The following is a 21,601-nucleotide window of genomic DNA, read 5'->3' on the forward strand; positions in this document are numbered from 1 at the left end:
ACGGGTGCTGGTACTCACGCGGAAGGTCGGCGAGCGGATCCTCGTCGGCGACGACATCGTCATCACGGTGCTCGACTCCCGGGGCGACGGCGTCCGGATCGGCATCGACGCCCCGCGCGGCGTGAAGATCCAGCGCGAAGAGGTCGTGCGTGCGGTCGCCGAGGCGAACGCCGAGGCCGCCGCTGCCGGTGACGACGCCGAGGCGCAGCTGCGCGCGGCGCTCGGGGCGCGTGGCGGGGCTGCCGCGGACGGCCAGGCTCCGCCGGAGCCGACCGACTCCTAGCGGCCGACACGGCCACGCCCGTCACGGGCGCGGCCGCGTGCCCGTCACTGACGACGCTGCACGTCCGTCACGGACGTGGCTGCACCTCCGTCACGGACGGGGCTTCTTCTCCTGTTCGGGCAGGCGGCCGGCGGCGGCCTCGGCGGCGAACCAGGCACGTGCCTCGTCCTGTCGGGCCTGCTCGGCACCGAGAGCGATCGGCGCGCGGACGTGACCGGGCTCGTAGCCGAAGGTCTCGATCAGCTGCGGCACGACCGGCCGGACCCGGGCGACGAGCCGGTCGATGTACGCCGACACCGCACGGGCACGCTGCGCCGACAGCCGGCCGTGCAGCAGGTACCAGTCCAGGTGCTGCTCGAGCAGGCCGAGCGCGAACAGGTCGCGCAGCCACACCAGCACGCGTCGGGTGTCGCCCTCGGTGACCTCGTCGAGCGCCTCGGTGAAGGCGTCCCACTGCATGAGCTCGGCGTGCGCCTTGGACGCCTCGATGAGCTCGTGCTGGGAGCGGTTCAGGAGTCGGGCGGCGCGGGCGCGGTCCTTGCCGGCCGACGCCAGGCGCATGCCGATCTCGGCGACCATCGTGTCGACCCGTCCGGCGAGCAGTTCGCGCTGCGTGCGGGGGTCCTGCAGGTCGGCGACGCTGGCGGCCAGCGAGCCGCGGTCGGCCACGGTCTGGCCGAGGCGGCGGATGCCGGACGCGTCGGCCAGCTTCGACGCCGCGACGGCCGCCACGAACTTCGCGGTGGACGCCGGGTCCTTCGGGGCCTTCGCACGGAACTCGGTGAGCAGGCGCTTGCCGACGAGCTGCAGCAGCACGGTGTTGTCGCCCTCGAACGTCACGTAGACGTCGAGGTCGGCGCGGAGCCCGGTCAGACGGTTCTCGGCGAGGAACCCGGCACCGCCGCAGGCCTCGCGGGCCTCCTGCAGGGTGTCGAGCGCCGACCAGGTCGACATCGACTTGAACGCCGCGGCCTGGGTCTCCAGGTCCTCCCTGCGCTCCGGGGTGTCCTCCCGCCCGCTGAAGACGTCGTCGAAGGTGCGCAGGAGCTTCTCGTGCGCGAACGACTGTGCGAACACCGTCGCCAGGCGCGGGATGAGACGGCGCTGGTGCCGGCCGTAGTCGAGCAGCACACCCTCGGTGCCGTCACCGGTGGGGAACTGCCGGCGCTGCATCGCGTAGGTCAGGGCGATCTGCAGCGCGATCTTCTGCGCGACGACCGCGGCGCCGTCGAGCGACACCCGGCCCTGCACCAGGGTGCCGAGCATCGTGAAGAACCGGCGGCCGGGCGAGGCGATCGGCGACGAGTAGGTGCCGTCCGCGGCGACGTCGCCGTAGCGGTTCAGCAGGTTCGTGCGGGGGACCCGGACGTGGTCGAACGCGAGCCGGCCGTTGTCGATGCCGTTCAGGCCGCCCTTGGGGCCGTCGTCCTCACCGCTCACGCCGGGCAGGAACGCTCCCTCGGCGTCGCGGAGCGGGACGTAGAACGCGTGTACGCCGTGGTCGACACCGGCGGTCACGAGCTTCGCGAACACGACGGCGGCGTGCCCGTGCAGGGCAGCGTTGCCGATGTAGTCCTTCCACGCACCGCGGAACGGCGTGTGGATCTCGAACTCCTCGGTCGCGGGGTCGTACGTGGCCGTCGTGGCGATGCTCTGCACGTCCGAGCCGTGGCCGGTCTCGGTCATCGCGAAGCAGCCGGGGACCTCGAACGAGACGATGCCCGGCAGGAACTCGCGGTGGTTCGCCTCGGTGCCCAGGTGGTGCACGGCGGACCCGAACAGCCCCCACTGCACCCCGGCCTTGATCTGCATCGACGGGTCGGCGGTGACGAGCTCCTCGAACGCGGCCAGGTTGCCGCCGTGGTTGCTCTGGCCGCCGAACTCGGCGGGGTAGGGACGCTGGATCGCCCCGGCGTCGACCAGGGTCCGGAGCTGCTCGAGCACGCGTGCCCGGTGCTCGGGGATCGGCTGGCCCTCGATCTTCTGCATCGCGGGGTCGAGCGCGAGCCGCCGGGAGATCCGGCGGTCCTCGGCCCAGCGTCCGAGCAGGAGCTCCTGCACCAGCTCGACGTCGATGCGGACGTCGGTGTCCGTGCCGGCGGTCGGGGTGCCCGCTGCCGGGTCGCCGGCGGCGTCCGCGTTCGGCGCGGCGTGCTGCGCGTCGACGTCCGGCGCGGTGTCGTTGCCGCTGGCGGGGGTGGTGCGCTGGGCGGGTGCGGTGTCGACCATGGGCGGAGTCCTCCTGAACTGCGGTGTCCGTGTTGCACCGTCCACGCTAGACACCGGTGCCGACAGTGGCGGGAACGCCGTGCGGGCCGCACAACCCCGTGTCGTCGGTGGCGTCACGAGGTCGTGGGAACCCTCCAAAGACATGAGCCGTGTTCGACGATTGGGCGTGCCCACCCGGCCAGGGGCAGACTGGCCGCCATGTCACGTACCACCCCCGCGGATCGCGAAGGCCGTCCCGGACGCACCTTCTTCGGGCAACCGTTCGAGCTCTCGACACCGTTCGCCGTGGAGCTCTGGGAGCGGTTCTCGTTCTACGGGATGCAGGGCATCGTCCTCATCTACATGTACTACACGGTCACGCAGGGCGGCCTGGGGATCGACAAGGGCATCGCCACCGGCATCATGGGTGCCTACGGCGGCGCGGTCTACCTGTTCACGATCATCGGGGCGTGGATCGCCGACCGGCTCATCGGCGCGGACCGGACCCTGTTCGGCAGCGCGATCGTCGTGATGCTCGGGCACATCGCCCTCGCGCTCATACCCGGGGTGGCCGGGGTCGGGGTCGGCCTCGTGCTCATCGCGCTCGGCTCCGGCGGGCTCAAGGCCACCGCCACCACGATCGTCGGGGGCCTCTACAGCCGCGAGGACCCGCGCCGCGACGCCGGCTTCTCGCTCTACTACCTCGGCGTGAACCTCGGGGCGTTCTTCGGACCGCTGCTCACCGGGCTGCTGCAGAGCTCGCTCGGCTTCCACTGGGGCTTCGGCCTGGCCGCCGTCGGCATGGCGGCGGGCCTGGTGCAGTACGCGATCAGGCGGGGGAAGCTGCCCGAGGTCGTCCGCCACGTGGCGAACCCCGTCGACCGCCGCCGCCTGCCGCTCATCGGTGCCGGCGTCGTCGTCGCGCTCGTCGTCATCGTCGTCGCCGTGCTGACCGGTCTGCTCAACGTCGGCAACCTGCCCACCGTCGTGGTGGCGGTCGTCGTGCTCGCGACCATCGGCTACTTCGTCGTGATCCTGTCGAGCGGCATCACCCGTGACGAGCGGTCGCGGGTCTTCGCGTTCATCCCGCTGTTCATCGGCAGCGCCGTGTTCTGGTCGCTCTACCAGCAGCAGTTCACCGTCGTGACGGTCTACTCCGACGAGCGCCTCGACCGCTCGCTGTTCGGCTGGGAGATGCCGGTGTCGTGGGTGCAGTCGATCAACCCGGTCTTCATCATCGTGCTGTCCGGCGTCTTCGCGGCGCTGTGGACCAAGCTCGGCGACCGCCAGCCGTCCACCCCGACGAAGTTCGCCCTCGGCACCGGGATCATGGGGCTCGCGTTCCTGCTCTTCCTGCCGTTCACCGGCTCGGGCGAGAACGGCACGCCGCTGCTCGCGCTCGTCGGCATCCTGCTGGTGTTCACGCTCGCCGAACTGCTGCTCTCGCCCGTCGGCCAGTCCGTCGCCACGAAGCTCGCGCCGCCGAAGTTCCAGACGCAGATGGTCGCGTTGTTCTTCCTGTCGGTGTCGCTCGGCACCGCCGTCACCGGGGTGCTGTCCCGCTACTACGACCCGGCGAACGAGGCCCCGTACTTCACGATCCTCGGTCTGGTCGCCGTCGTGGTGGGCGTGGTCCTGCTGCTCCTGGCCAAGCCGGTGCTGCGGCTCATGCGCGGCATCCGGTAACCTGAGCGGAGCCACACGCCGACGCAACCAAGGAGTCACCACCCATGCTCGAACTCATCGCAGGGATCATCATCGGCGTCGGCGTCCTCGGTGGCGTCGGGTGCTGCATGGCCGTCGCGGCCATGATGAAGAGCGGCTCCGAGGAGTACTGAGTCCCTGACCCGGACTACTCGGCGCTGTCGGTCGTGACCGGCACCAGCTGACGACTCAGGACGGTCGCGCGCTCGAAGGGGCCGCGGCCGTCCTTCGTGTACACGGGCTCCTCGAACGCGACGGTCCACGTGCGCTGTGTTCCGCCGATCTGACTCCCGCCGGGAGCCACGATCACCCCGATCGGCTGGTCGGCCCACTGCTCGCCACCCCGATCGGTGTCGATGACCTGCACGAGGGCACCGATGCCGAGACCGGGAGCGTCGTCGGGGCGGGGACTGGGGGAGCGGCGTCGTCCGAACACGCCATCACCGTAGCGGCGCGTGGTCATGGAACGTCTGTGCGGCACCTTCCGACACGCTGACGGCCCGGCCGCCGGGTGGTCAGGACACCCCGCCGACACCGCGTCGAGTGGTCACGAAGTGTCGGCCTCGGCACCGCCAGGCGACGGTTCGTGACCGCTCGGCGGAGGTGAGCGGGGTGTTGCGACCGGCGGGACGACGGCCGGGAGGCCCGTGGCGGGCCCGCACCGCGCCTCCCGGCCGTCGTCGGCTGGCGTCCAGAGCGCAGGCCGGGTGGTCAGGACACCCCGCCGACACCGCGTTGAGTGGTCACGATCTGGCGGCGGGGGCGGCGCCAGGCGACGGTTCGTGACCGCTCGGCGGAGGTGAGCGGGGTGTTGCGACCGGCGGGACGACGGCCGGGAGGCTCGTGGCGGGCCCGCACCGCGCCTCCAGACCGCTGTCGGTCGCGTCCAGAGCGCGGGCCGGGTGGTCAGGACACCCCGCCGACACCGCGTCGAGTGGTCACGAACTGTCGTCGGCGCCGCCGCCGTCCGACGGTTCGTGACCGCTCGGCGGAGGTGAGCGGGGTGTCCTGACCAGCCGACACCCGCGACCGCCACCCCGGCCCGCGTCAGACGGCGGCCGGCTCCACCCGGGCGATCTCGGTGATGGACGAGTGGCCCGTCTCGGGGTGCTTGCGCATCGACAGGAGCCGCTCCATCGACGGTTCGAGCGCCGTGACCTTGTCGAGCGGCGCACTCACGACGAGCTGGAACCCGAGCCGGAGCCACGCGGTGACCGCACGGCCTGCGAACTCCGAGTCCGCCTTGATGAACGCCTCGTCGAGGAACACCGGCGCGAACCGGGGCCGGGGACGGGTCTCGTCACCGAGCTGGTAGCGCAGCGCGGCGCCGACGATGAACGCCACGAGCTCCTGCGTCTCACCACCGGACTTGTCGCCGAGCGACGAGTACACGCCGAGGTCGTTGCCGTCGGTGTCGTACCGGACGGCCGTGATCTCCATGTGCCGGCGCACGTCGAGCACCGCGTCGCGCTGGGTGGTGCGGCCGCGGGCGGCGTCGGGGTCGGGCCGGATGACCGCCATGAAGCGCCGGAGCCGTCGGAACCGGGTCTCCAGCACGTCGTCGGTCAGCTCGGTGTCGACCGAGGCCGACAGGGCGCGGAGCTCGCGGCGGAAGGCGGTGACGTCCTCGCGGGTGACCCGGCGGATCTGGATCTTCAGGCGGTCGCGGTTCGCGCCGAACGGCAGCTCCCGCAGGATCTCGTTGACCGGCTCGAGGCGCTCCTCGATCTCGACGACGGCGCGGTCGAAGGCGCCGGCGAGCGGGACGAGGTCCTCGCCGCTCCACTGCGACAGGCGTCGACGCCACTCGCTCCGACGCGCGTGCAGGCCGGTCGCCACGATCTGGTCGAGGATCGCGTGGTAGTCCGGGTACGACGCGACGCCGGTGCCGAGGTTCGGGTCGGGCCAGGCATCCTGGTACCGCTGGAACGTCAGCGTCAACGAGGTCGAGGCCGCCGCGGCACCGTCGAGCGCCTGCGTGAGCCGTTCCTCGAGCCGGCGCTTCAGCCGTCGCGTGGCGTCGTCGAACCCGTCGACGCCGTCCGGGGCGCCGATCTCCTCGAAGGTCTCCTCGAGCAGGCGGGCCTGCTGGTCGTCCGGCAGCGAACCGGGCGAGGACTCGAAGCGCTCCAGGATCTCGGCGGCGGCGTCCTGGCCGTCGACGAGCACCGCGTGGCGCTCCTCGAGCCGCTGGACCGACAGTCGTGCGGCGGAGCGACGGTCGGCAGCCTCGTCGAGGGACTTCCGGAGCCGGGCGACCGAGGCCCGCAGCGTCCGGAGGCCGTCGTCGGCGGCGAGCAGCGCCTGCCGTTCCTCGTCGAGCCGGGCGAGGGACGTCCCCAGTCCGTCGACGTCGATCGCGGCCCACGTGGCGTCGACCACGTGCTGGTGCGCGGCGCGGAGCACGTCGAGCGCGGTGAGGTCCTGCGCGACGTCGGTGCGGCGGGCCTCGAGCGTGGCGAGGTCCTGCGCGATCGAGGCGAGCTCCTGCTCGACCGCGGCGACGCGGGCCTCGTTCGTGAAGCCGATGACGTTCGACTGGCGGCGGTCACCGTGCGCGCCACGACGACCGTCGCGGAGCTGCCCGGACTCGGTGACCCGGCGGCCACCACCGCCGAGGTCCGAGGCCGAGGCGACACAGCGGGCGTCGGTGCGGTCGGACTCGATCCGCTCGCGCACCCAGGTGCTGAACGGCGACGGCTTGATGGCGAGCTTGCCGGACACCATCGCCGGGTCGCCGTCGAGGTCCAGGTGCGGGCCGGTCGGCACACCCTCGAACTGCACGCGGACGGGCAGGCGCAGTGCGTCGATCGCCTCGCTGAAGTCGCCGAGGCGGTCCTGGTCGACGAGCAGCGTGCGGGCGACGGGCGCCAGGACGGACTCGATGGCCGTGCGCCAGCGCTCCTCGCCGGGCAGCACGTCGAGCAGTTCCGCCACGAAGGGCAGTTCGGCCGGGTCGATGCCGGCGGCGCGGGCCATCGCGAGCCGGGCCTCGTGCATCGGCAGCGGCATGGCGCCCTGCCGGTGCTCGAGCGACTGGCGCTCCTGCCGCAGGGACCGTTCGCGGTCGAGGAGCGGGTACTCCTCGCGGGTCAGGGCGTCGCGGCGCTCGTCGAGGGCCGTGCGCGAGTCGGTGTACGACCCGAGGAACTCGTGCGAGCTGCGCTGCGCGGCGGTGAAGTCGGCCTCGGTCGCGACGGACGTGCCGAGCACCGCCGTGCGCTCGTCGAACGTGGCGCGGGTGCGGACCACGGCGTCGCGCTCACGGGTGAGCCGTTCGATGCGGTCCTCGAGCTGGGCGAGCGCGTTGCCGCCCTGGTCGCGGAGCCGGGCCTCGGCGTCGCGCAGCTCGATCTCGACGGCGGCGTGCCGGGCCTCGGCCGCGGCGACCTCGGCGCGCGATGCCGTGCGTTCGCGGGCGTTGCGCGAGACCTCGGCGTCGAGCAGGTCGCGCTTCCGCGAGGCCGTCCAGTGCGCGAACGGCGACACCTCGGCGCCGGTCGCGATGCCGTCCAGGGCCGCTGCGGCTTCGGTCGCGCGCGAGATCTCGTCGTGCAGGTCGGTGATGGGGGAGAGGATGCGGACCTTGCGCTCCTCGGTGTCCATCGCCTCGTACGCCTCGTCGAGGGCGGAGAAGTGCGCGAGGGCCCGGTCGGCCGCCTCGTACGTGCCGGGGGTCTCGAGCACGAGCGACTTGTACAGCGCGTCGACGGTCGGCAGGTGCTGGCCGGCCTGGATCCGGGCGAGCAGGCGCATCGCCCGGTTTCCGCCGCCGGAGTCACCGATGCCCAGCCGCGTCTGCAGCGTGTACGCGAGCTCCTGGTAGGTGTCGCGGATGACGAGCCCCGGCACGCGGCCGGTCAGCTCGAGGTGGTGGAACCGCGACGGCACGAACTCCTCGAGCCGGCGTAGGTCGAAGGTGTCGTCGACCGTCGCCATGGTCATCTGGATGTCGCCGACCCCGCGGGCGCGCTTCGGCACGATGTACGCACGCAGCACCGTGAAGCGCCGCTCGTCGTCGTTCCGGAACGTGACCGCCGCAGCGCCCCAGGTGGTCTGGTCGTCGCCGCGCAGGTTCACGTCGCGCAGGCTGCCGGTCTCCGGGTCGCGCCGGGTGTCGACCTTGCCGCGCAGGTACGTGAGCAGGTTGCGCTGGTCTGCGCTGCGGGCGCGGCCGGTGGTGGCGTCGTTCGAGGCGCCGTTGAACGGCACGTCGGACGGCATCATCACGGCCAGGTAGGCGTCCATCAGCGTGGACTTGCCCGTGCCCGAGGCGCCGGAGATGAGCGTCGCCGTGCCGGACAGCTCGACCTGCCGGTGACCGTGGAACCCGCCCCAGTTGACGACCTGCATCGACTCGGCGCGCCACTGCGCGACCGTGTCGAAGAGCGCCGGGATCTCGAACGTGTCGGTCACGCTTCCGTCTCGCCTTCGTCGTCGGTGTCGGTCTCGGCTTCGCCGTCTGCCGGGAGGCCCGGGTCGTCCCCGTCGGTCGGCTCGCCGCCCGGGGTGGTCGCCTCACCCTGCGCGGTGGTGGTCCGCAACCAGGCGTCCAGTTCGAGCAGGCGCTCCAGGGGGAGCAGCACCTCGACGACGCTCGCCACCCGGAAGCGGTCCGGGTCGGAGGTGCGGATCAGGATGCGTGCGGTCACGAGACGCTCGATGGCCTTGGCGACCCGGCCCTCGTCGCGGGTGCGGTCGGTCGCGGTCGCCGGACGGAAGCCCGCCACGTGCCCGAGGATCTCGGACCGGTCGACGACGACCTGGTCCGGGCCCGGTCGAGCGTCGGCGCGCAGGCGCATCCGCAGGTAGACGAGGACGATCGTCTCCTCGCGGGTGTACGGCAGGTCGCGGAGCAGGGTCGGGAACGTGCGGCGCTGGCTCTCCGACCGGGCCTGGCGCTTCCACGCGACCTCGCGGTCACGGTCGACGTGCAGCTCGAGGAACAGGTCGTTCAGGCGGGACCGCAGCTGGTACTCGGCGTCGAGGACCGCACGCCACTCGTCGGGGTGGGTGCGGGAGCTGACGTACGAGTGCCGCAGCAGGGCCACCAGGGCGCGTCGCTGGTGCTCGTCGAGCCGGCCCTCGTCGCCCTCGAAGAGGGCGAAGCTGGACTCGTCACGCTCGTCGTCCTGCATCACGGATGCGGGGTCGTCGTAGGGGACCGTCTCGTCGACCGGTGCCGGCGTCGTGTCGCTCACCGTGCCTCCTGTGCGTTCTCGTCGTGTGCGTCGCCGACCGCAGTGCGCTCGTCGTCGAGCGCAGCGGTGGGCATGTGGAAGGTGATCGCGGTGCCGTCGGGGCGGACCGTGCGGTGCTCGGCGACGTGGGCGGCCGACTCGAAGTCGTCGCGCCCCGTCAGCAGGTGCGCGAGGCCGAAGAGCTCGACCGGTCGGCGCTGCTCGGGCGGCAGCCCGTGGAACGCATCGACGCTGGAGTCGGCCTCGGCGAAGCGGAGCGCCGCGCGCAGCTCGGTCAGGAGCGGCCCACCGTGCTTGCGGAGCATCTCGACGTCGAGGTCCTCGAAGACGTCGTCGTCGGGTTCCTCGATGGGCGGCGGCACGGACTCGGCGTCCGGGTCGTAGAAGCGCTCGCGCAGCGTGCCGACCTCGGCCGCCGCCGGCAGGAGCGGCAGCGGGATCCGGTCGCGTGCGCCGCCCTGGTCCATCAGGGTGGCGAGGCCGCGGTTGATCGAGCGGAGCACCGCGTCGAGCTCGCGGTCGCGCACCACGTCGTGGGCGACGATCTGGTCGCGGAGCGTGGCGGTGAGCTGACGGCGCTGGGCGAGGACGTCCTCGATGCCCTGGCGCAGGATCGTCACGGTGTTGCGGAAGGCCCGACGCTCGCCGGCTCCGAGGCCCTGCGCGAACGGGTGCGCCAGGATCGTCGCGATGTCGTCGCGGAGCCGCAGGAGCAGAGCGTCGTCGCGGAGGAGCTCGAAGGCACCCTCGAAGGCACGGCCCTCGGGTGTCGCTTCCATCAGGTTGTCCGTACGCACCAGGTAGTCGTCGAGGATCTCGCCGATCGGGCGGACCTCTTGCCGGAAGTCCTCGACGATCGAGCGGTGCATCGTCGCGACCGCCTCTTCCACGCGCTTGAAGTCGCTCGGCAGCTGCCGGATCAGGTCGGAGATGTTCGTGTACCCGTCGCGCATCCGGTCGTCGTCGACGGCCACGACGTCGTCGCCGTGCTCCAGGCGCTCCCGTTCAGCCTGCAGCTCGGCGATCTGGGCGTCGATCCGGCGGATCTGCACGTCGGGGTCGGGTTCGGCGCGAGCCGCCCACCGGTGCACCGCGTCCACGATCATCGCCAGCCGGCTCTCGCTGATCAGGGCGCGGTCGGCCGACAGGGCGTCGACGAGGCTCAGCGCCTCGAGGGCGTGGCTGGTCAGGGAGTACTGCTCGTCACCGTCGGGGGAGTTCGAGCGGACGAGCCACTGGGCGCCGACCCACTCTCGACACAGCGCGCGGCCGTTCGGGCGGGCCTCCTGCTCACCCTCGGTCGGTTCGCCGTCGGTCTGCGCGCCGGCTGCCGGCACCGCCTGTTCGCTGGCGGGCACGCGGGCACCCGCCGCCTGCAGGCGCGCGACGTGCTCCTCGACCTGCAGGTGCATGCGGTCGGCGGGGACGTACTGCACGTCGCGGTCGAAGACCGTGCGGAACACGGCGAGGACCGTGGCGCTGGTCGGCCGGGACATGAGCCGCAGGGTCGGACGGTCGAGGACCGCTCGGACCCGGGCGAACTCGAGGTCGACGTCGGTCATGCGCCCCTTCGTCCGATCGTGCTGGTGGTCTGGTCCGCGTGCTGCGGCCTGATGAGATGACAAGAGCCCGACGCTGCTGCGTCGGGCTCTTGTCGGTGGTGTTCGTGTTGCTCTGTGGGCGATACCAGACTCGAACTGATGACCTCTTCGGTGTGAACGAAGCGCGCTACCAACTGCGCCAATCGCCCCCTGCACTGTTCGTGCGGATCGATACTAGCGGAAGTCCGGCGGTGCATCGAACACATCGCGCGGCCCGGGTGTGGCGCGCTGGCCGCAGAGGGTGTCGAACCGCCCCGATCCGCATGAACTCGGGGGACACGCCCGGTGAACGGGGAGGATTTTGGTGGAAGTGCCCCGGTGCGTATAGAGTTTACGTCGTCGCCGCGACAGCGGAACGACAAGTGCGGATGTGGCGCAGTGGTAGCGCATCACCTTGCCAAGGTGAGGGTCGCGAGTTCGAATCTCGTCATCCGCTCGAGTGTGGGTCTTCTCGAAGGCCCGCGACTCACCAGAGGGTATCCCACCGTTCGGGTACTCACGGAGACGTGAACCTCGATGGTGGGGTGGCCGAGAGGCTAGGCAGCGGCCTGCAAAGCCGTCCACGCGGGTTCGAATCCCGTCCCCACCTCCAGATCCACCCTCCAAGACCTTGATGGACTCCGGTCCACGCAGGGACTTGGGCGATTGGCGCAGCGGTAGCGCGCTTCCCTGACACGGAAGAGGTCACTGGTTCGATCCCAGTATCGCCCACCACCACAAAGCCCCCGGCAGGACCACCAGGTCCGGTCGGGGGCTTTCTTCGTTCCGGTCTGCTCGCCGTTCCCGGTCCGCCAGGACCGCGATGCTCCGTGGACCCCGCCCGGTACGGTGGTGGTCATGCAGATCGGCTGGAGGCGGAAGCGTGCCCGACGCGACACCACACCGGTGCTGTTCCACAAGGTCTGCGAGTGGCAGCGGAACGATCGGGCCCCCGGCGACGTCGTCGTCGAACGAGGAGTCTGGCTGGCGTTCACCGCGCGCCGAGTCGCGGTCTACGAGTTCGACGGCCGTGACACCCACGCTGCAGTGCTCCAGCTGGACGAAGTCCTCGGCCCGACGTGGCAGGAGAAGATCGACGAGGCGCCGGCAGCGTGGCTCCTGACGCACCTGGAACGATTCGCGAGCGGTGTGGACGTCCGCCGGGCGGTGTTGGACGACTACGCCCTCCGGCACGGTGGCGGATCACCGCCGACCATCGAGTGGGCGATCCGGCTGTAGCGACGGCGTTCCCTCGAGGCCGACCGGGATGGCCCAGACCGAGCCGATGATCCGGCGCCTCAACAGTGCTGAGATCCCGGGGTCGATCGGTTGATCGGTCGGGTCAGACTCCGTCGGGCGCTGCCTGTGGGGTCTCGCCGGGGCGGACCTGCAGGCCCTTCGTCGTTCCCGTTTCCGTTCCCCGCCCCGCGCCGCTCAGCTGACCGGGTTCCGGCGCAGCAGGAACGTGCCTGCCTCGACGGCCGCACGGACCGCGGTGAGTGTCTCCGAGGGTGCGTGTCCCGTCGTGTCGATCACGTGGTGTTCGAGCGGCCGGCGCGCGGAGACCTGCTCCCACATCGCGAGGATCGGCGCCTCGTCGACGAGTGCGTCCGGAAGTGGTGCAGCATCCACGGCCCGACGATGCCGTCGACGACGACCACGAACCCGGGAACGAAGCAGCCCGCCGCAGCCTCCCCGACCTAGGAGGCGAGCCGCTGCCACGAGCCCGCACACGGGGTCGTCGGAGGTCGGACACGCCCGACGTTGGCGGTGCGGCCCGTGGTCGGCCAGGGTGGGCAACGGCTTGCCTGCGCCCTCCGATGGCAGACTCCACCGCAGCAGAAGCGGCCAGCATCCGCATCGCCACCGAGCAGGCGACACCCGGCCGGCCCCTCCGCCTCGTCACCGACTGCCTCACAGTGCTGGCGCTCCTGCACGTCGCCGCCCGCGACGACGTGCAACGCGGTCCCCGCCTGATCCCGCTGCATCTGGCGGTACCGTGAGGGCAGAGCACTCTCGGGGGAGCAGCATGAGCACGTACCGTCCACACCGACACCGTCCGTCCGCCGGTGTCCTCACCGGTGCAGATGCCGTCGCATCGTTCGTCGGCGGGGCGGTCATCGGCGTCGTCTCGTCTCTCACGCTCGGTCCCCGCCGTTGACAGCGGACATGCCGGCGGACGTCATCGTCGACACCAGCGCCGCTGCCGCGGTGCGCACCCCGCCGGGGCTGAAGGTGTTCGGCGCCGTCTACACGCTCGTGTACACGTTCGGCGTCATCGCCTACATCGCCATCTCCGTCTACTACGACGCGTTCGACTACCGCAGTCAGCGGGAGTCGTCCCTCCTCGCGGCCGCGTGGGTGCTCCCGTTCCCCATCGTCGCGCACCTGCTCCATCTCGTCCTGTACCGGAGCGGCCGCCAGCGCCGGCAGGCGACCGCTCGGCGAACCGCAACCCGAGTCGTCGCCGAGGCAACTGCCGCCGGGTACCCACCCCTGGACGTCTGGCAGGTCGCGCGGATGCTCCTTGCGGAGGACAACGGTCCTGCCCCGTTCACCGGGACAGGGAAGGAGCCGTACCGGTCCCTCCTGCGATGGGAGCTCCCGACCGACGATCCGTCGTTCGTCGTGACCGCCATCCGCAGCGGAACGCCGGAGAGCATCCGCCTCAGCGCGGCGTCCTCGGCAACCCGGGGTCATCGCGCTGCCGCAGCGCACCGAGCCCGAGCCGGTCTTCGGCTCCTCGGCGCGTACCGGTCGGACCTCACCGCGCCGTTGGTGTCCTCGCGGCTCGGCGGGCTGCCCGCCGTTCACGATGGATTCGACTGGCCGACCTGCGCTGAACACGACGAGCCGATGCAGTTCACCGCGCAGCTCGAGTACGACGGCAGCCTCATCCTCGTCTTCATCTGCCAGGCAGACCCGGGCTCCTGCCCGTCCTGGGACCCGGACGCCGGGTCCAACGCTGCCATCGTCGTCGGTGGACGCGACCTGCACCCGGCCGGACGACCGGCATCACCGTCCGGCACCGCCGTGCTCACCGGTGAACCATGGCTCCTCGGCGTGCACCAGGCAGGGGCGGATGACTACTCCGACGCGTTGATCGAAGCGCGCGCCGACGGTGTCACCGTCGCAGGCCAGTGGGGCGGGAACCCTGCGTGGATCCAGAACGACGAGACGCCGGACGGATACCGGTTCGTCGCGATGCTCGACGAAGACCCCCTCGGCTCGAACTTCGGCGGAGGGTCTGCGTACGTCTTCGCCGACGGCCACGGTCACGCGAAGGTCCTCACGCAGACGTAGGCCGCGAACCGCACGGTTCCGCGAGCCTCCTCGTCTGCCTGAGCCCGCAGTGGTCCGCGTCCGGGCGGCGTGACACCGTCGCCGCATAGGATCCGTTCGTGGGGATCTTCGACAGGTGGCGGCGGCGGAAGCCGGACGACAGCATCGACCAGACCGAGTACGACATCCTCGACGAGGTTGCACCCGACGAGCAGATGATCGACGAAACGGTCACCGAGCAGATGCTGCCCGGGTTCCGCCGCTTCGACGACATCGTCGAAACAGTCATCGAATGGTACGAGGACGACGCACCGGACCTTGACGAGCTCCGCCGCACTGTCCTCGAGCGCACCCGACTCATCTGGGATGCACGCCGGACAGAGGAAGCAAACTGGGACTGGCGCAGCAGCCAGTACGACCGTCTCCAGTTCGCCTTCGCGGAGCTCGCCCGCGACGGCTTCGTCACCGGTATGAACCTCGGCGTCGACCAGAGCGACGGGTTCCTGGAAGCACGTGACCGGAGGACCCCGGACGAGACAGCACCCGACGGACACCGAGAGTGGGCGTACGTGTACTTCCACGAGCAGGACACGGACGGGCTCGCCCTGCTCCGGTGCGTTCTCCGCCTCGCGTACGGGTCGTTCCGCCCAGCACCTGACATCGATCCCGACCTGGTCGCGAAGTCGATGCTCTCCACCCGCGGTGAAGCAGCCGTCAACGAACGGTCCCAGCTGACCGCCGGTGAGCGGGTCGCCAGCGTCCTCACCGACCGAGGGTTCGACATCGACTGGGACGGCACCCCCAGCAAGCGCATCGGCGTCGTCATCGACCAGTGGCGGAAACCGCTGCCGTTCACCGACCTGGACGAAGCCCGCGCGGTGGTCGCCAACGAACGCCTGCGCGTCCTCTGGCCCGGCGAGCGGGGGACCGCCGACGCGGCAGCGCTTGACGAAGAGGACGGCCGCTGGCACGTTTGGGCAACCGACGAGAAGGCCGGCGCCTGGTCCGACGGCTCCTGGCACGACGACGTCGGCGACGCACTCGACCGGTTCATCAGCACCGCCCGGTCGAACCAGCGACGTCCGCTGCGCTAGCTTCGGCGTGCTCGCGCTGCAGCGCGACCCCACAGCGCAGCAACGCTGACGAGGACGACTACTCCAGCGACGGTTGCCCACGGCATGCTGTCGGAGAACATGCCGACGATGAGCCACGTCACGACTGCGAACGTCACCGCGATCGCTACTGCCCAGTGCCACGGCCACACGTTCGCCTGCGCTCGGGCCTTCCGAGCTGCGGCCAAGGCTGCGACCTGCCAGAGGTCCTCACCACGGGTCCCGTAGCGGCCGGCCCACTGCCGCTCGTTGATCCACGAAGGTCTCGGCACCCGAGGCGTCTCCGCCTGACGGTCGACGCGTGCATCGTGCGGCGCAGATGGTGCCGCCCGGCTCGGAGCCGGCAACGGCACCGGTTCGTCACGCGGCAACGAAGACCCGCCGTACATCCATTCACCACCGAGCAGGAACGACCGGCCTGGCTCGTCTGCTGTCGCTGCCCGGTGGAAGTCGGACACCCGCCCCTCAGCGGTCCGTCGAGGGTCGTCCCATTGGTCCGCGTCAGCGAGGACGTCGGCGACGTACCGGCTGAGTTCCGTTTCATCGCCCCACGACGCCGTGACCAGCTCATCGAGCTGCAGTCGGATGACGGGGTTCGTTGTCCGCTCCGCCACCGAGGTGACATCCGAGAGGAACCGATTCGCGGGCTCAGCGAACTCCGGCCACACGGCGACCACCGCTGGCAGCCGCGTCCGGAACGCCTCAGCAGCGGTGGACCAGGGCACGACGACATCGGCGCGGCCCGGGCTCTCGTCTTCACCAGCTGCAAGCGCTGCGAGGAGCCGGTCAGCGTGCGCTGCAAACCAGGGTTCGGGGACGAACCCCATCCACAGGAACGGCAGGAGCCACTGCACTTCCCACTCACCGGTGACCGCGTCCAGGTCGACCTCCCCGGCGCGAACAGCCGGGTCGGCTCCCACCATCGGCGACGAAACGGCCAGCACGTTCAGCATCACGGAGTTCCCCACGAACCGACCCTATCGACCGGTCGGAAGTGGCCGTCGCCACCTCGGACGAACTCGACTTCATCCTCGGAAGGACGTGTGCCACCTGCAGGGCGTTACCGACGCCGGTCGAGCGGGACTTCCGAGCGGCGGGTCCACGACGGGAGCCGCCCGGGCGAGCACCGTGTGCTGTCCGAGCATGTCCTGTACGAGCCGCACCTGTGCGCCAACGGACATGGTCAGGTTCGCCGCCGTGTGGCGCAGGTCGTGGCGCCGTCGCTCCCTGTGCCGCCGAGTTCCGACGGGCGCTGGTCGTGGTCCGGCTATGCCCCGGCGTCTTCGACGGCGTCCGCTGGTGTCGGCTCTGTCGTCATCCTGGTGCGGTCGAGCCGCCACCGCGCGATCGCTGCGGCGATGCCGGCGGCTGCGGAGGCGATGAGCGGCCACGTCCAGATGTCGTCCCCATCGTTCATGACGAGGAAGAGCGCGAAGCATGCCGCCGCGAGTGCGCCGGCGAGCAGTGAGTGTGCGATGGCGTGGACGAGGCGGCTCCGAACTCGCATCAGCGCTCGGCTGAGTCCGTGGGAGAAGGGGATGGAGGCGATGCCGCCGATGGCCGCTCCGATGCCGGTGAAGACGAGCGAGGCCGGAACGAAGAGGGAGAGGGCGATGGGGTTCCACCACGCAACGGCGATGACGGTGGCGACCGGTGCGGTGATGAGCGTCATCCACAACCAGCTCTTGACGATGAGCTCGGTGGTCTCGGCCACAGTCCACGGTTTCATGCCACCCATGATGCGTCGCGGTCGCTGACGATTCGTCAACGACATGTCGATCGAGACCGAACAGTGAGGGTTCCGGCAGGCTTGCTCCGCGTCGCGACGAATGAGCGTGATCGTTGGCGGTCCGGCCCGTGATCGGCCAAGGTGGGCACGTGACCGCCCCGTCGACGACCACCGCCCCTCGGCTCGCTCCGCTGTACGCCGCGGGGTTCGTGACCGCCTTCGGGGCGAACGGCATCGCCGCGGCGGTCGGTGGCGAGCACCTCGAACTCGGCCTGACGCTCGCGTGGCTGGGGCTCTTCCTGGCGCTCTACGACGTCGCCGAACTCGTCCTCAAGCCGGTCTTCGGTGCACTGTCCGACCGCATCGGCCCGCGACCGGTGATCGTCGGCGGACTCGTCGTCTTCGCGGCAGCTTCACTCATCGGCGTCTTCGGAACCGGTCCGTTCTGGCTCGGCCTCGCGCGTCTGCTGCAGGGTGCCGGCGCCTCCGCGTTCTCGCCGGCATCGTCCGCAGCGGTCGCCCGCCTCGTTCCGGCACACCGTCGCGGGACGTACTTCGGTCGGTACGGCTCGTGGAAGGGTCTCGGCTACGCCGGGGGACCGGTCATCGGTGCACTCGTGGTGCAGTTCGGCAGCACGCAGTGGCTCTTCGGGATCCTCGTCGTGATGGCCCTCGTGACGGCGGTGGCGGTGTTCGTCGCCGTCGAGCCGATCACGCCCCTGCCCCGGCAGCGGGCCACGCTCGCCGTGATGGTCCGAGCGGCCACGGACCGCCAGTTCCTGATCCCGGTCGTCGTCCTGGCCGTCGGCAGCGCTGCGATCGGCGCGCTGACCGGGATGCTCCCGGCGCTCGGTGCCGAGGTCGGCATCCCGCTCCTGGTGTCGACACTCGCGGTCGCCGTCCTCGCGGTGACGTCGTCGCTCGTGCAGCCCGTCGCCGGGCGGCTGCACGACGCCGGGCGTCTCGGCACCGGGGTGGCGGGTGTGGCCGGGACGGCCGCGGTTGCCGCTGCCTTCCTGGTGGTCGCCGTCGCACCCTCGGCGGTGGCCGTCTTCATCGCGGCCCTGCTCGCCGGAGCCGGTGTCGCCACGCTGACACCCGTCGCGTTCGCGCACCTCGCCGGCACGACACCGCCCGACCGGCTCGGGCGGACCATGGGCTCAGCGGAGCTCGGGCGTGAGACCGGGGACGCCGTCGGACCGCTCGTCGTCGGTGGTGTCGGCAGCGCGATCGGGCTGCCGTTCGGGTTCGCGGCGTTCGCGGTGGTGGCGCTCGTCGGGACGCTCGTGGCGTCGCAGTTGCCGTCGAAGACGGCCGCCACACGGGACGCGTAGGGGACAGACGAAGCCCATCGGGCGCTCCGCGGACGGGTCAGCGGACGCCGTCCCGTACGCATTCGTCCGACGTCGACGATCGCGGAGGGCAGCGACCCAGCGAGCCACCGCGAGCGCGACGAGCGCGGCGGACACCCCGGCGAGCAGCCACAACCACCCGTCGTCGTCCTCGATGAGCAGCCGCAGGGCCAGCACCCCGAGCGGTGCCGCGACCAGGATCCGTCGGAACTCGCGCCACGACGGCTTCCACAGCGTGGTCAGGCCCTTCATCCACCGACCGACCACGACGTACGCGATCACACACCCGGGGACGCAGAGGCCGATCCACTTCACGATCGCCTCGACCCCGTCGTCGGAGAACGGATGCGCCACTTCGCGGAGGACGCCGCCAGCAGCAGCCGCGACGAGCAGCACCCACATGCGGGCTTCCCAGCGGCGAGGGTGCCACCAGGGCGTGCGCCACAGCGGCACTCGCTCGCGGGCCACCGGCATCGCGACTCCTCCCCGGTCGGGCGTCCAGCGTCAGCGCGACGCTGATCGACGACGGGACCGAGAGGCTGCCGTCCCTGGCGGGAATCCGGCTTCTCCGCGTACGGTGTGACCGGACGAGGCCGACACCGCAGGTCGGTCCGACGAGGGGACGCCATGAGGATCTTGAGCACCGTGGCACGGGGACTGGGCTGGTTGCTCACGACGGTCGCGAAGACGATGGGCGGGATGCGGGGCGCGAAGCCGTTCACCGATTCGCACGCGGCGCAGGTCCCGCCACGTCGTGAGGACTACCGCCCCTAGGAGGCGCGACCGTGGTTCCGCGCCGTCACCGTAGGATCGTCGAGCCGCATCCAGCGGAACGACGGGGGAGCACCTGATGGAACAGCACACCGAACCGCGCACGCGACCACGGGTCGTCATGATCGCCGTGGCGCTCTGGTGGGCGTCCGTCATCATCAGCCTCGTGGCCGCGGCGCCCGGCATCGTCGTGTCCATGCGCGAAGCCGGCGGCGCGATCATCGGGGCTTCGCTCGGGCTCCTCTTCGTCCTCGCCTGGTCGGCCGTGTTCGTGTGGCTGGCGACGCGGATGGGACGAGGCTCCGGGAACGCGCGACTCTGGCTCGCCATCATCGCCGGGCTGACTGCCTGCAGCGAAGTGATCACCATCGCCACCGACGGCGTGGGCTGGAACCTCGTCGACACCGTTTGCGTCGTCGTCGCCGCGGTGCTCAGCTACCTGCCCAGTGCCCGTCCGTTCTTCCCGCGCGAGGAACGACGCTCGCGAGCAACGGAACCCCGCACCATCGGGTGGGACCCGACGACGGGCGAGCGCATCGTCGAGGCGCCCCCGTCGGCCGACCGCGCGCACTGACGCTCGCCCAGAAAGCGGCCGGAGAACGTACGTTCCCCGTAGTGGGGGTACCGCCGGACGCGGCCGGATGGTTCCATTCAGAGGTCGGCATCCTCCGGGTGCTGAACAGCCACGGACCGTCTTGCGTCGCAGTGAAGGTGGTCGCCGCTGGTTACGGTGACCACGAGGTGCCGTCGAGTCGATTCGGGTTCGACACGGCGGCGCCTCCCACACACCGGGGGACCGTCCGACCAGGAAGCAGCACCATGCGATCGCTCGTCTACACCAGCACCCAGACCCGTCCGATCACGGATTCCGAACTCGCCCAGATCCTGGCGGTCGGCCGAGAGAAGAACACCCGGCTCGGCGTCACCGGCATGCTCGCGCACCGCGACGACAACTGCATCGGGATCATCGAGGGCGAGGACGACGTCGTCCGGGAGCGCTTCGACCAGGTCCGAGCCGACCCGCGACACACGAACGTCCGCGTGCTGCTCGACGAGCCGATCACACAGCGCTCGTTCCCGGACTGGTCGATGGCGTTCCAGTCCCTCGACCCGCTGATGCACGACGTTCCGGGGTTCAGCGACCTGTTCAGCCCGGGTCGCCCGACCGACCCGGCGTTCGGGGCCTCCCGCGCTCGCGCACTCCTGGACTGGTTCCGGAAGCACCCGCTGGCACCACTGACGAACCAGAACGCCGCGGACGAGGAGGTCCCGCGCACCCGGGCGGTCAACGGTGCGATCGCGGTCCTCCACGACGGGGGACTGTCACGCTTCTCGCTCGAGGGCGTCGCGTCCCGGTCGGGGATGCGGCAGGCCGAGATCCTCGAGCTCTTCCCCTCCGAACACGCACTGCTGGCCGCCGCGGTGATGCGGTGGACCCGCGCGGTGTCGGCACCGCTGCTGCCGCTCGCTGGCGAGAAGGGCACGGTGGCGTTCCTGCACGCGCTGCTCTCCGCCCACGCCGAGGACCCCTCCCTCATGCGGCTGATCGCGGCGACGCTCGCGATCTCGACCGACCCGTCGACGGACGGCGCCGACTACTACCGGTCCGCGTACCTGCAGTTCCGCGAGACCGTGCGCACCGCGCTGCAGGATGACGTCCGCGCCGGCCGCGAACCGGCGACGATGGACCCGATCCGCGGGGCACAGCAGCTGCTCGCCCTCTACGACGGCATCCGCCTGCAGGCGCTGCTGACGCCGGACACCGACGTCGTCGACGCGTTCGACCGTGCCGCCGCACGAATGCGCCGCGGCTGGTCCGAGCAGTACGAGGAGACCACCGTGTGGGACATCTCCGCGCCGGCGGGGGACTGACCCTCAACGCACCAGACGCACGGTCCGGGGGATCGGTCCGAACGCCGACTCCGCACCGTCGGGTGCGAACCCGTTGCGCCGGTAGAAGGCGTGCGCCCGCGGGTTGTCCGCGGCCACCCACAGCGACGCCGGACGATCGGCGAGCACGGTGTCGAGGAGTGTCTGGCCTGCTCCGGTCCCGTGCGCACGGGCCAGGACGTAGAGCGTCGTCAGCTCCTCGGGGCGGACGGCATCCGGCTCGGGAGTCGACTGCGCCGCGGCGAACCCCACGACACCGGTGCTGTCCAGGGCGACCTGGACGACTCCTCGGGCGCCAGGAATCGCGAGCGTCGACCGCCACATGTCGACCCGGCGACCCGCGTCGAACCACGGGCTCGTGTCCGGGTCGTCGACGAACCGACCGTACGTCTCTCGCCACGACACCGTGTGCACGTGGGCGATCGCATCCGCATCGGCGGGCGTCGCCGGCCGGATCAGCGTCGAGACGTCGTCATCGTTCCCCACTCG

19 protein-coding genes and 4 tRNA genes are annotated in these 21,601 nt (G+C 71.1%); 13 read left to right on the top strand and 10 right to left on the bottom strand.

What is annotated here, in order from left to right:
• The first annotated feature begins 4 nt into the window (after positions 1-4).
• Positions 5-283: a carbon storage regulator CsrA gene (gene csrA, locus HQQ79_RS08765; RefSeq protein ID WP_173033748.1), complete on the top strand. Its 279-nt coding sequence runs from the start codon at positions 5-7 to the stop codon at positions 281-283.
• 90 nt (positions 284-373) lie between these two features.
• Here csrA and HQQ79_RS08770 read toward each other — a convergent pair whose 3' ends face one another.
• Positions 374-2,512 carry an acyl-CoA dehydrogenase gene (locus HQQ79_RS08770; RefSeq protein ID WP_173033750.1) on the bottom strand — a complete coding sequence of 713 codons (2,139 nt, stop codon included), beginning with the start codon at positions 2,510-2,512 and terminating at the stop codon, positions 374-376.
• Between the two features lie 198 nt (positions 2,513-2,710).
• Between HQQ79_RS08770 and HQQ79_RS08775 the strand changes: the two genes are divergently transcribed.
• Positions 2,711-4,177, top strand: coding sequence for a peptide MFS transporter (locus HQQ79_RS08775; protein ID WP_173033752.1), 1,467 nt, complete (start codon positions 2,711-2,713; stop codon positions 4,175-4,177).
• A gap of 166 nt (positions 4,178-4,343) precedes the next feature.
• On the opposite strand, the gene HQQ79_RS08780 is transcribed toward HQQ79_RS08775, so the two are convergent.
• The 5 genes from HQQ79_RS08780 to HQQ79_RS08800 all read right to left on the bottom strand — a co-directional run bounded on the left by HQQ79_RS08780 (position 4,344) and on the right by HQQ79_RS08800 (position 11,146).
• Positions 4,344-4,631 carry a hypothetical protein gene (locus tag HQQ79_RS08780; protein WP_173033754.1) on the bottom strand — a complete coding sequence of 96 codons (288 nt, stop codon included), beginning with the start codon at positions 4,629-4,631 and terminating at the stop codon, positions 4,344-4,346.
• 611 nt (positions 4,632-5,242) lie between these two features.
• The gene (locus HQQ79_RS08785; RefSeq protein ID WP_173033756.1) at positions 5,243-8,611 is read right to left on the bottom strand and encodes an SbcC/MukB-like Walker B domain-containing protein; all 3,369 of its coding nucleotides are present in this window, start codon (positions 8,609-8,611) and stop codon (positions 5,243-5,245) included.
• The gene (locus HQQ79_RS08790) at positions 8,608-9,396 is read right to left on the bottom strand and encodes a DUF4194 domain-containing protein (RefSeq protein ID WP_173033758.1); all 789 of its coding nucleotides are present in this window, start codon (positions 9,394-9,396) and stop codon (positions 8,608-8,610) included. Before HQQ79_RS08790 ends, HQQ79_RS08785 begins: the two co-directional genes overlap by 4 nt.
• Complete coding sequence (locus HQQ79_RS08795) at positions 9,393-10,958, bottom strand: DUF3375 family protein (RefSeq protein ID WP_173033760.1); 1,566 nt, start codon at positions 10,956-10,958, stop codon at positions 9,393-9,395. Before HQQ79_RS08795 ends, HQQ79_RS08790 begins: the two co-directional genes overlap by 4 nt.
• Positions 10,959-11,073: 115 nt before the next feature.
• A tRNA-Val gene (locus tag HQQ79_RS08800) sits at positions 11,074-11,146 on the bottom strand.
• 215 nt (positions 11,147-11,361) lie between these two features.
• Between HQQ79_RS08800 and HQQ79_RS08805 the strand changes: the two genes are divergently transcribed.
• The 4 genes from HQQ79_RS08805 to HQQ79_RS08820 all read left to right on the top strand — a co-directional run bounded on the left by HQQ79_RS08805 (position 11,362) and on the right by HQQ79_RS08820 (position 12,215).
• Positions 11,362-11,433 (top strand) — tRNA-Gly (locus HQQ79_RS08805).
• An 82-nt stretch (positions 11,434-11,515) separates the two neighbouring features.
• Positions 11,516-11,589, top strand: a tRNA-Cys gene (locus HQQ79_RS08810).
• A gap of 47 nt (positions 11,590-11,636) precedes the next feature.
• A tRNA-Val gene (locus tag HQQ79_RS08815) sits at positions 11,637-11,711 on the top strand.
• A gap of 123 nt (positions 11,712-11,834) precedes the next feature.
• The gene (locus tag HQQ79_RS08820) at positions 11,835-12,215 is read left to right on the top strand and encodes a hypothetical protein (protein WP_173033762.1); all 381 of its coding nucleotides are present in this window, start codon (positions 11,835-11,837) and stop codon (positions 12,213-12,215) included.
• 195 nt (positions 12,216-12,410) lie between these two features.
• Here the strand turns inward: HQQ79_RS08820 and HQQ79_RS08825 are convergent, their stop codons facing one another.
• Complete coding sequence (locus HQQ79_RS08825) at positions 12,411-12,608, bottom strand: hypothetical protein (protein WP_173033764.1); 198 nt, start codon at positions 12,606-12,608, stop codon at positions 12,411-12,413.
• 188 nt (positions 12,609-12,796) lie between these two features.
• On the opposite strand from HQQ79_RS08825, the gene HQQ79_RS08830 reads away from it, so the two are divergent.
• The 3 genes from HQQ79_RS08830 to HQQ79_RS08840 all read left to right on the top strand — a co-directional run bounded on the left by HQQ79_RS08830 (position 12,797) and on the right by HQQ79_RS08840 (position 15,352).
• Positions 12,797-12,979, top strand: coding sequence for a hypothetical protein (locus HQQ79_RS08830; RefSeq protein WP_173033766.1), 183 nt, complete (start codon positions 12,797-12,799; stop codon positions 12,977-12,979).
• A 166-nt stretch (positions 12,980-13,145) separates the two neighbouring features.
• Positions 13,146-14,279, top strand: coding sequence for a hypothetical protein (locus HQQ79_RS08835; protein ID WP_173033768.1), 1,134 nt, complete (start codon positions 13,146-13,148; stop codon positions 14,277-14,279).
• Between the two features lie 98 nt (positions 14,280-14,377).
• Entirely contained in the window at positions 14,378-15,352 is a 975-nt protein-coding gene (locus HQQ79_RS08840; protein ID WP_173033770.1) for a hypothetical protein, read from the top strand.
• On the opposite strand, the gene HQQ79_RS08845 is transcribed toward HQQ79_RS08840, so the two are convergent.
• Positions 15,349-16,338 carry a hypothetical protein gene (locus HQQ79_RS08845; protein ID WP_173033772.1) on the bottom strand — a complete coding sequence of 330 codons (990 nt, stop codon included), beginning with the start codon at positions 16,336-16,338 and terminating at the stop codon, positions 15,349-15,351. The two genes, HQQ79_RS08840 and HQQ79_RS08845, sit on opposite strands and share 4 nt — an antisense overlap.
• A 299-nt stretch (positions 16,339-16,637) precedes the next feature.
• Complete coding sequence (locus HQQ79_RS08850; RefSeq protein WP_173033774.1) at positions 16,638-17,099, bottom strand: hypothetical protein; 462 nt, start codon at positions 17,097-17,099, stop codon at positions 16,638-16,640.
• A 149-nt stretch (positions 17,100-17,248) separates the two neighbouring features.
• Here HQQ79_RS08850 and HQQ79_RS08855 point away from each other — a divergent pair, with 149 nt between their 5' ends.
• From HQQ79_RS08855 to HQQ79_RS08870, 4 genes are all read left to right on the top strand, one after another.
• Positions 17,249-18,433: an MFS transporter gene (locus HQQ79_RS08855; protein WP_367948079.1), complete on the top strand. Its 1,185-nt coding sequence runs from the start codon at positions 17,249-17,251 to the stop codon at positions 18,431-18,433.
• 645 nt (positions 18,434-19,078) lie between these two features.
• Complete coding sequence (locus tag HQQ79_RS08860) at positions 19,079-19,225, top strand: hypothetical protein (protein ID WP_173033777.1); 147 nt, start codon at positions 19,079-19,081, stop codon at positions 19,223-19,225.
• Positions 19,226-19,301: 76 nt separating this feature from the next.
• Positions 19,302-19,796 (top strand): hypothetical protein, encoded by a 495-nt coding sequence (locus tag HQQ79_RS08865; RefSeq protein ID WP_173033779.1) that lies wholly within the window; start codon positions 19,302-19,304, stop codon positions 19,794-19,796.
• Positions 19,797-20,041: 245 nt separating this feature from the next.
• The gene (locus HQQ79_RS08870; protein ID WP_173033781.1) at positions 20,042-21,094 is read left to right on the top strand and encodes a BLUF domain-containing protein; all 1,053 of its coding nucleotides are present in this window, start codon (positions 20,042-20,044) and stop codon (positions 21,092-21,094) included.
• A 3-nt stretch (positions 21,095-21,097) separates the two neighbouring features.
• Here the strand turns inward: HQQ79_RS08870 and HQQ79_RS08875 are convergent, their stop codons facing one another.
• Positions 21,098-21,598: a GNAT family N-acetyltransferase gene (locus tag HQQ79_RS08875; RefSeq protein ID WP_301565223.1), complete on the bottom strand. Its 501-nt coding sequence runs from the start codon at positions 21,596-21,598 to the stop codon at positions 21,098-21,100.
• Positions 21,599-21,601 lie beyond the last annotated feature (3 nt).

The sequence above is a fragment of the Curtobacterium sp. VKM Ac-2852 genome, from assembly GCF_013205045.1.
Taxonomy (GTDB): Bacteria; Actinomycetota; Actinomycetes; order Actinomycetales; family Microbacteriaceae; genus Curtobacterium; species Curtobacterium flaccumfaciens.

Bases quoted from the DNA above. Each gene is read 5' to 3' on its own strand.
- HQQ79_RS08770 (WP_173033750.1), bottom strand. From the start codon at position 2,512: ATGGTCGACACCGCACCCGCCCAGCGCACCACCCCCGCCAGCGGCAAC.
- HQQ79_RS08775 (WP_173033752.1), top strand. From the start codon at position 2,711: ATGTCACGTACCACCCCCGCGGATCGCGAAGGCCGTCCCGGACGCACC.
- HQQ79_RS08795 (WP_173033760.1), bottom strand. From the start codon at position 10,958: ATGACCGACGTCGACCTCGAGTTCGCCCGGGTCCGAGCGGTCCTCGAC.
- HQQ79_RS08820 (WP_173033762.1), top strand. From the start codon at position 11,835: ATGCAGATCGGCTGGAGGCGGAAGCGTGCCCGACGCGACACCACACCG.
- HQQ79_RS08830 (WP_173033766.1), top strand. From the start codon at position 12,797: ATGGCAGACTCCACCGCAGCAGAAGCGGCCAGCATCCGCATCGCCACC.
- HQQ79_RS08835 (WP_173033768.1), top strand. From the start codon at position 13,146: ATGCCGGCGGACGTCATCGTCGACACCAGCGCCGCTGCCGCGGTGCGC.
- HQQ79_RS08850 (WP_173033774.1), bottom strand. From the start codon at position 17,099: ATGAAACCGTGGACTGTGGCCGAGACCACCGAGCTCATCGTCAAGAGC.
- HQQ79_RS08860 (WP_173033777.1), top strand. From the start codon at position 19,079: ATGAGGATCTTGAGCACCGTGGCACGGGGACTGGGCTGGTTGCTCACG.
- HQQ79_RS08865 (WP_173033779.1), top strand. From the start codon at position 19,302: ATGGAACAGCACACCGAACCGCGCACGCGACCACGGGTCGTCATGATC.
- HQQ79_RS08870 (WP_173033781.1), top strand. From the start codon at position 20,042: ATGCGATCGCTCGTCTACACCAGCACCCAGACCCGTCCGATCACGGAT.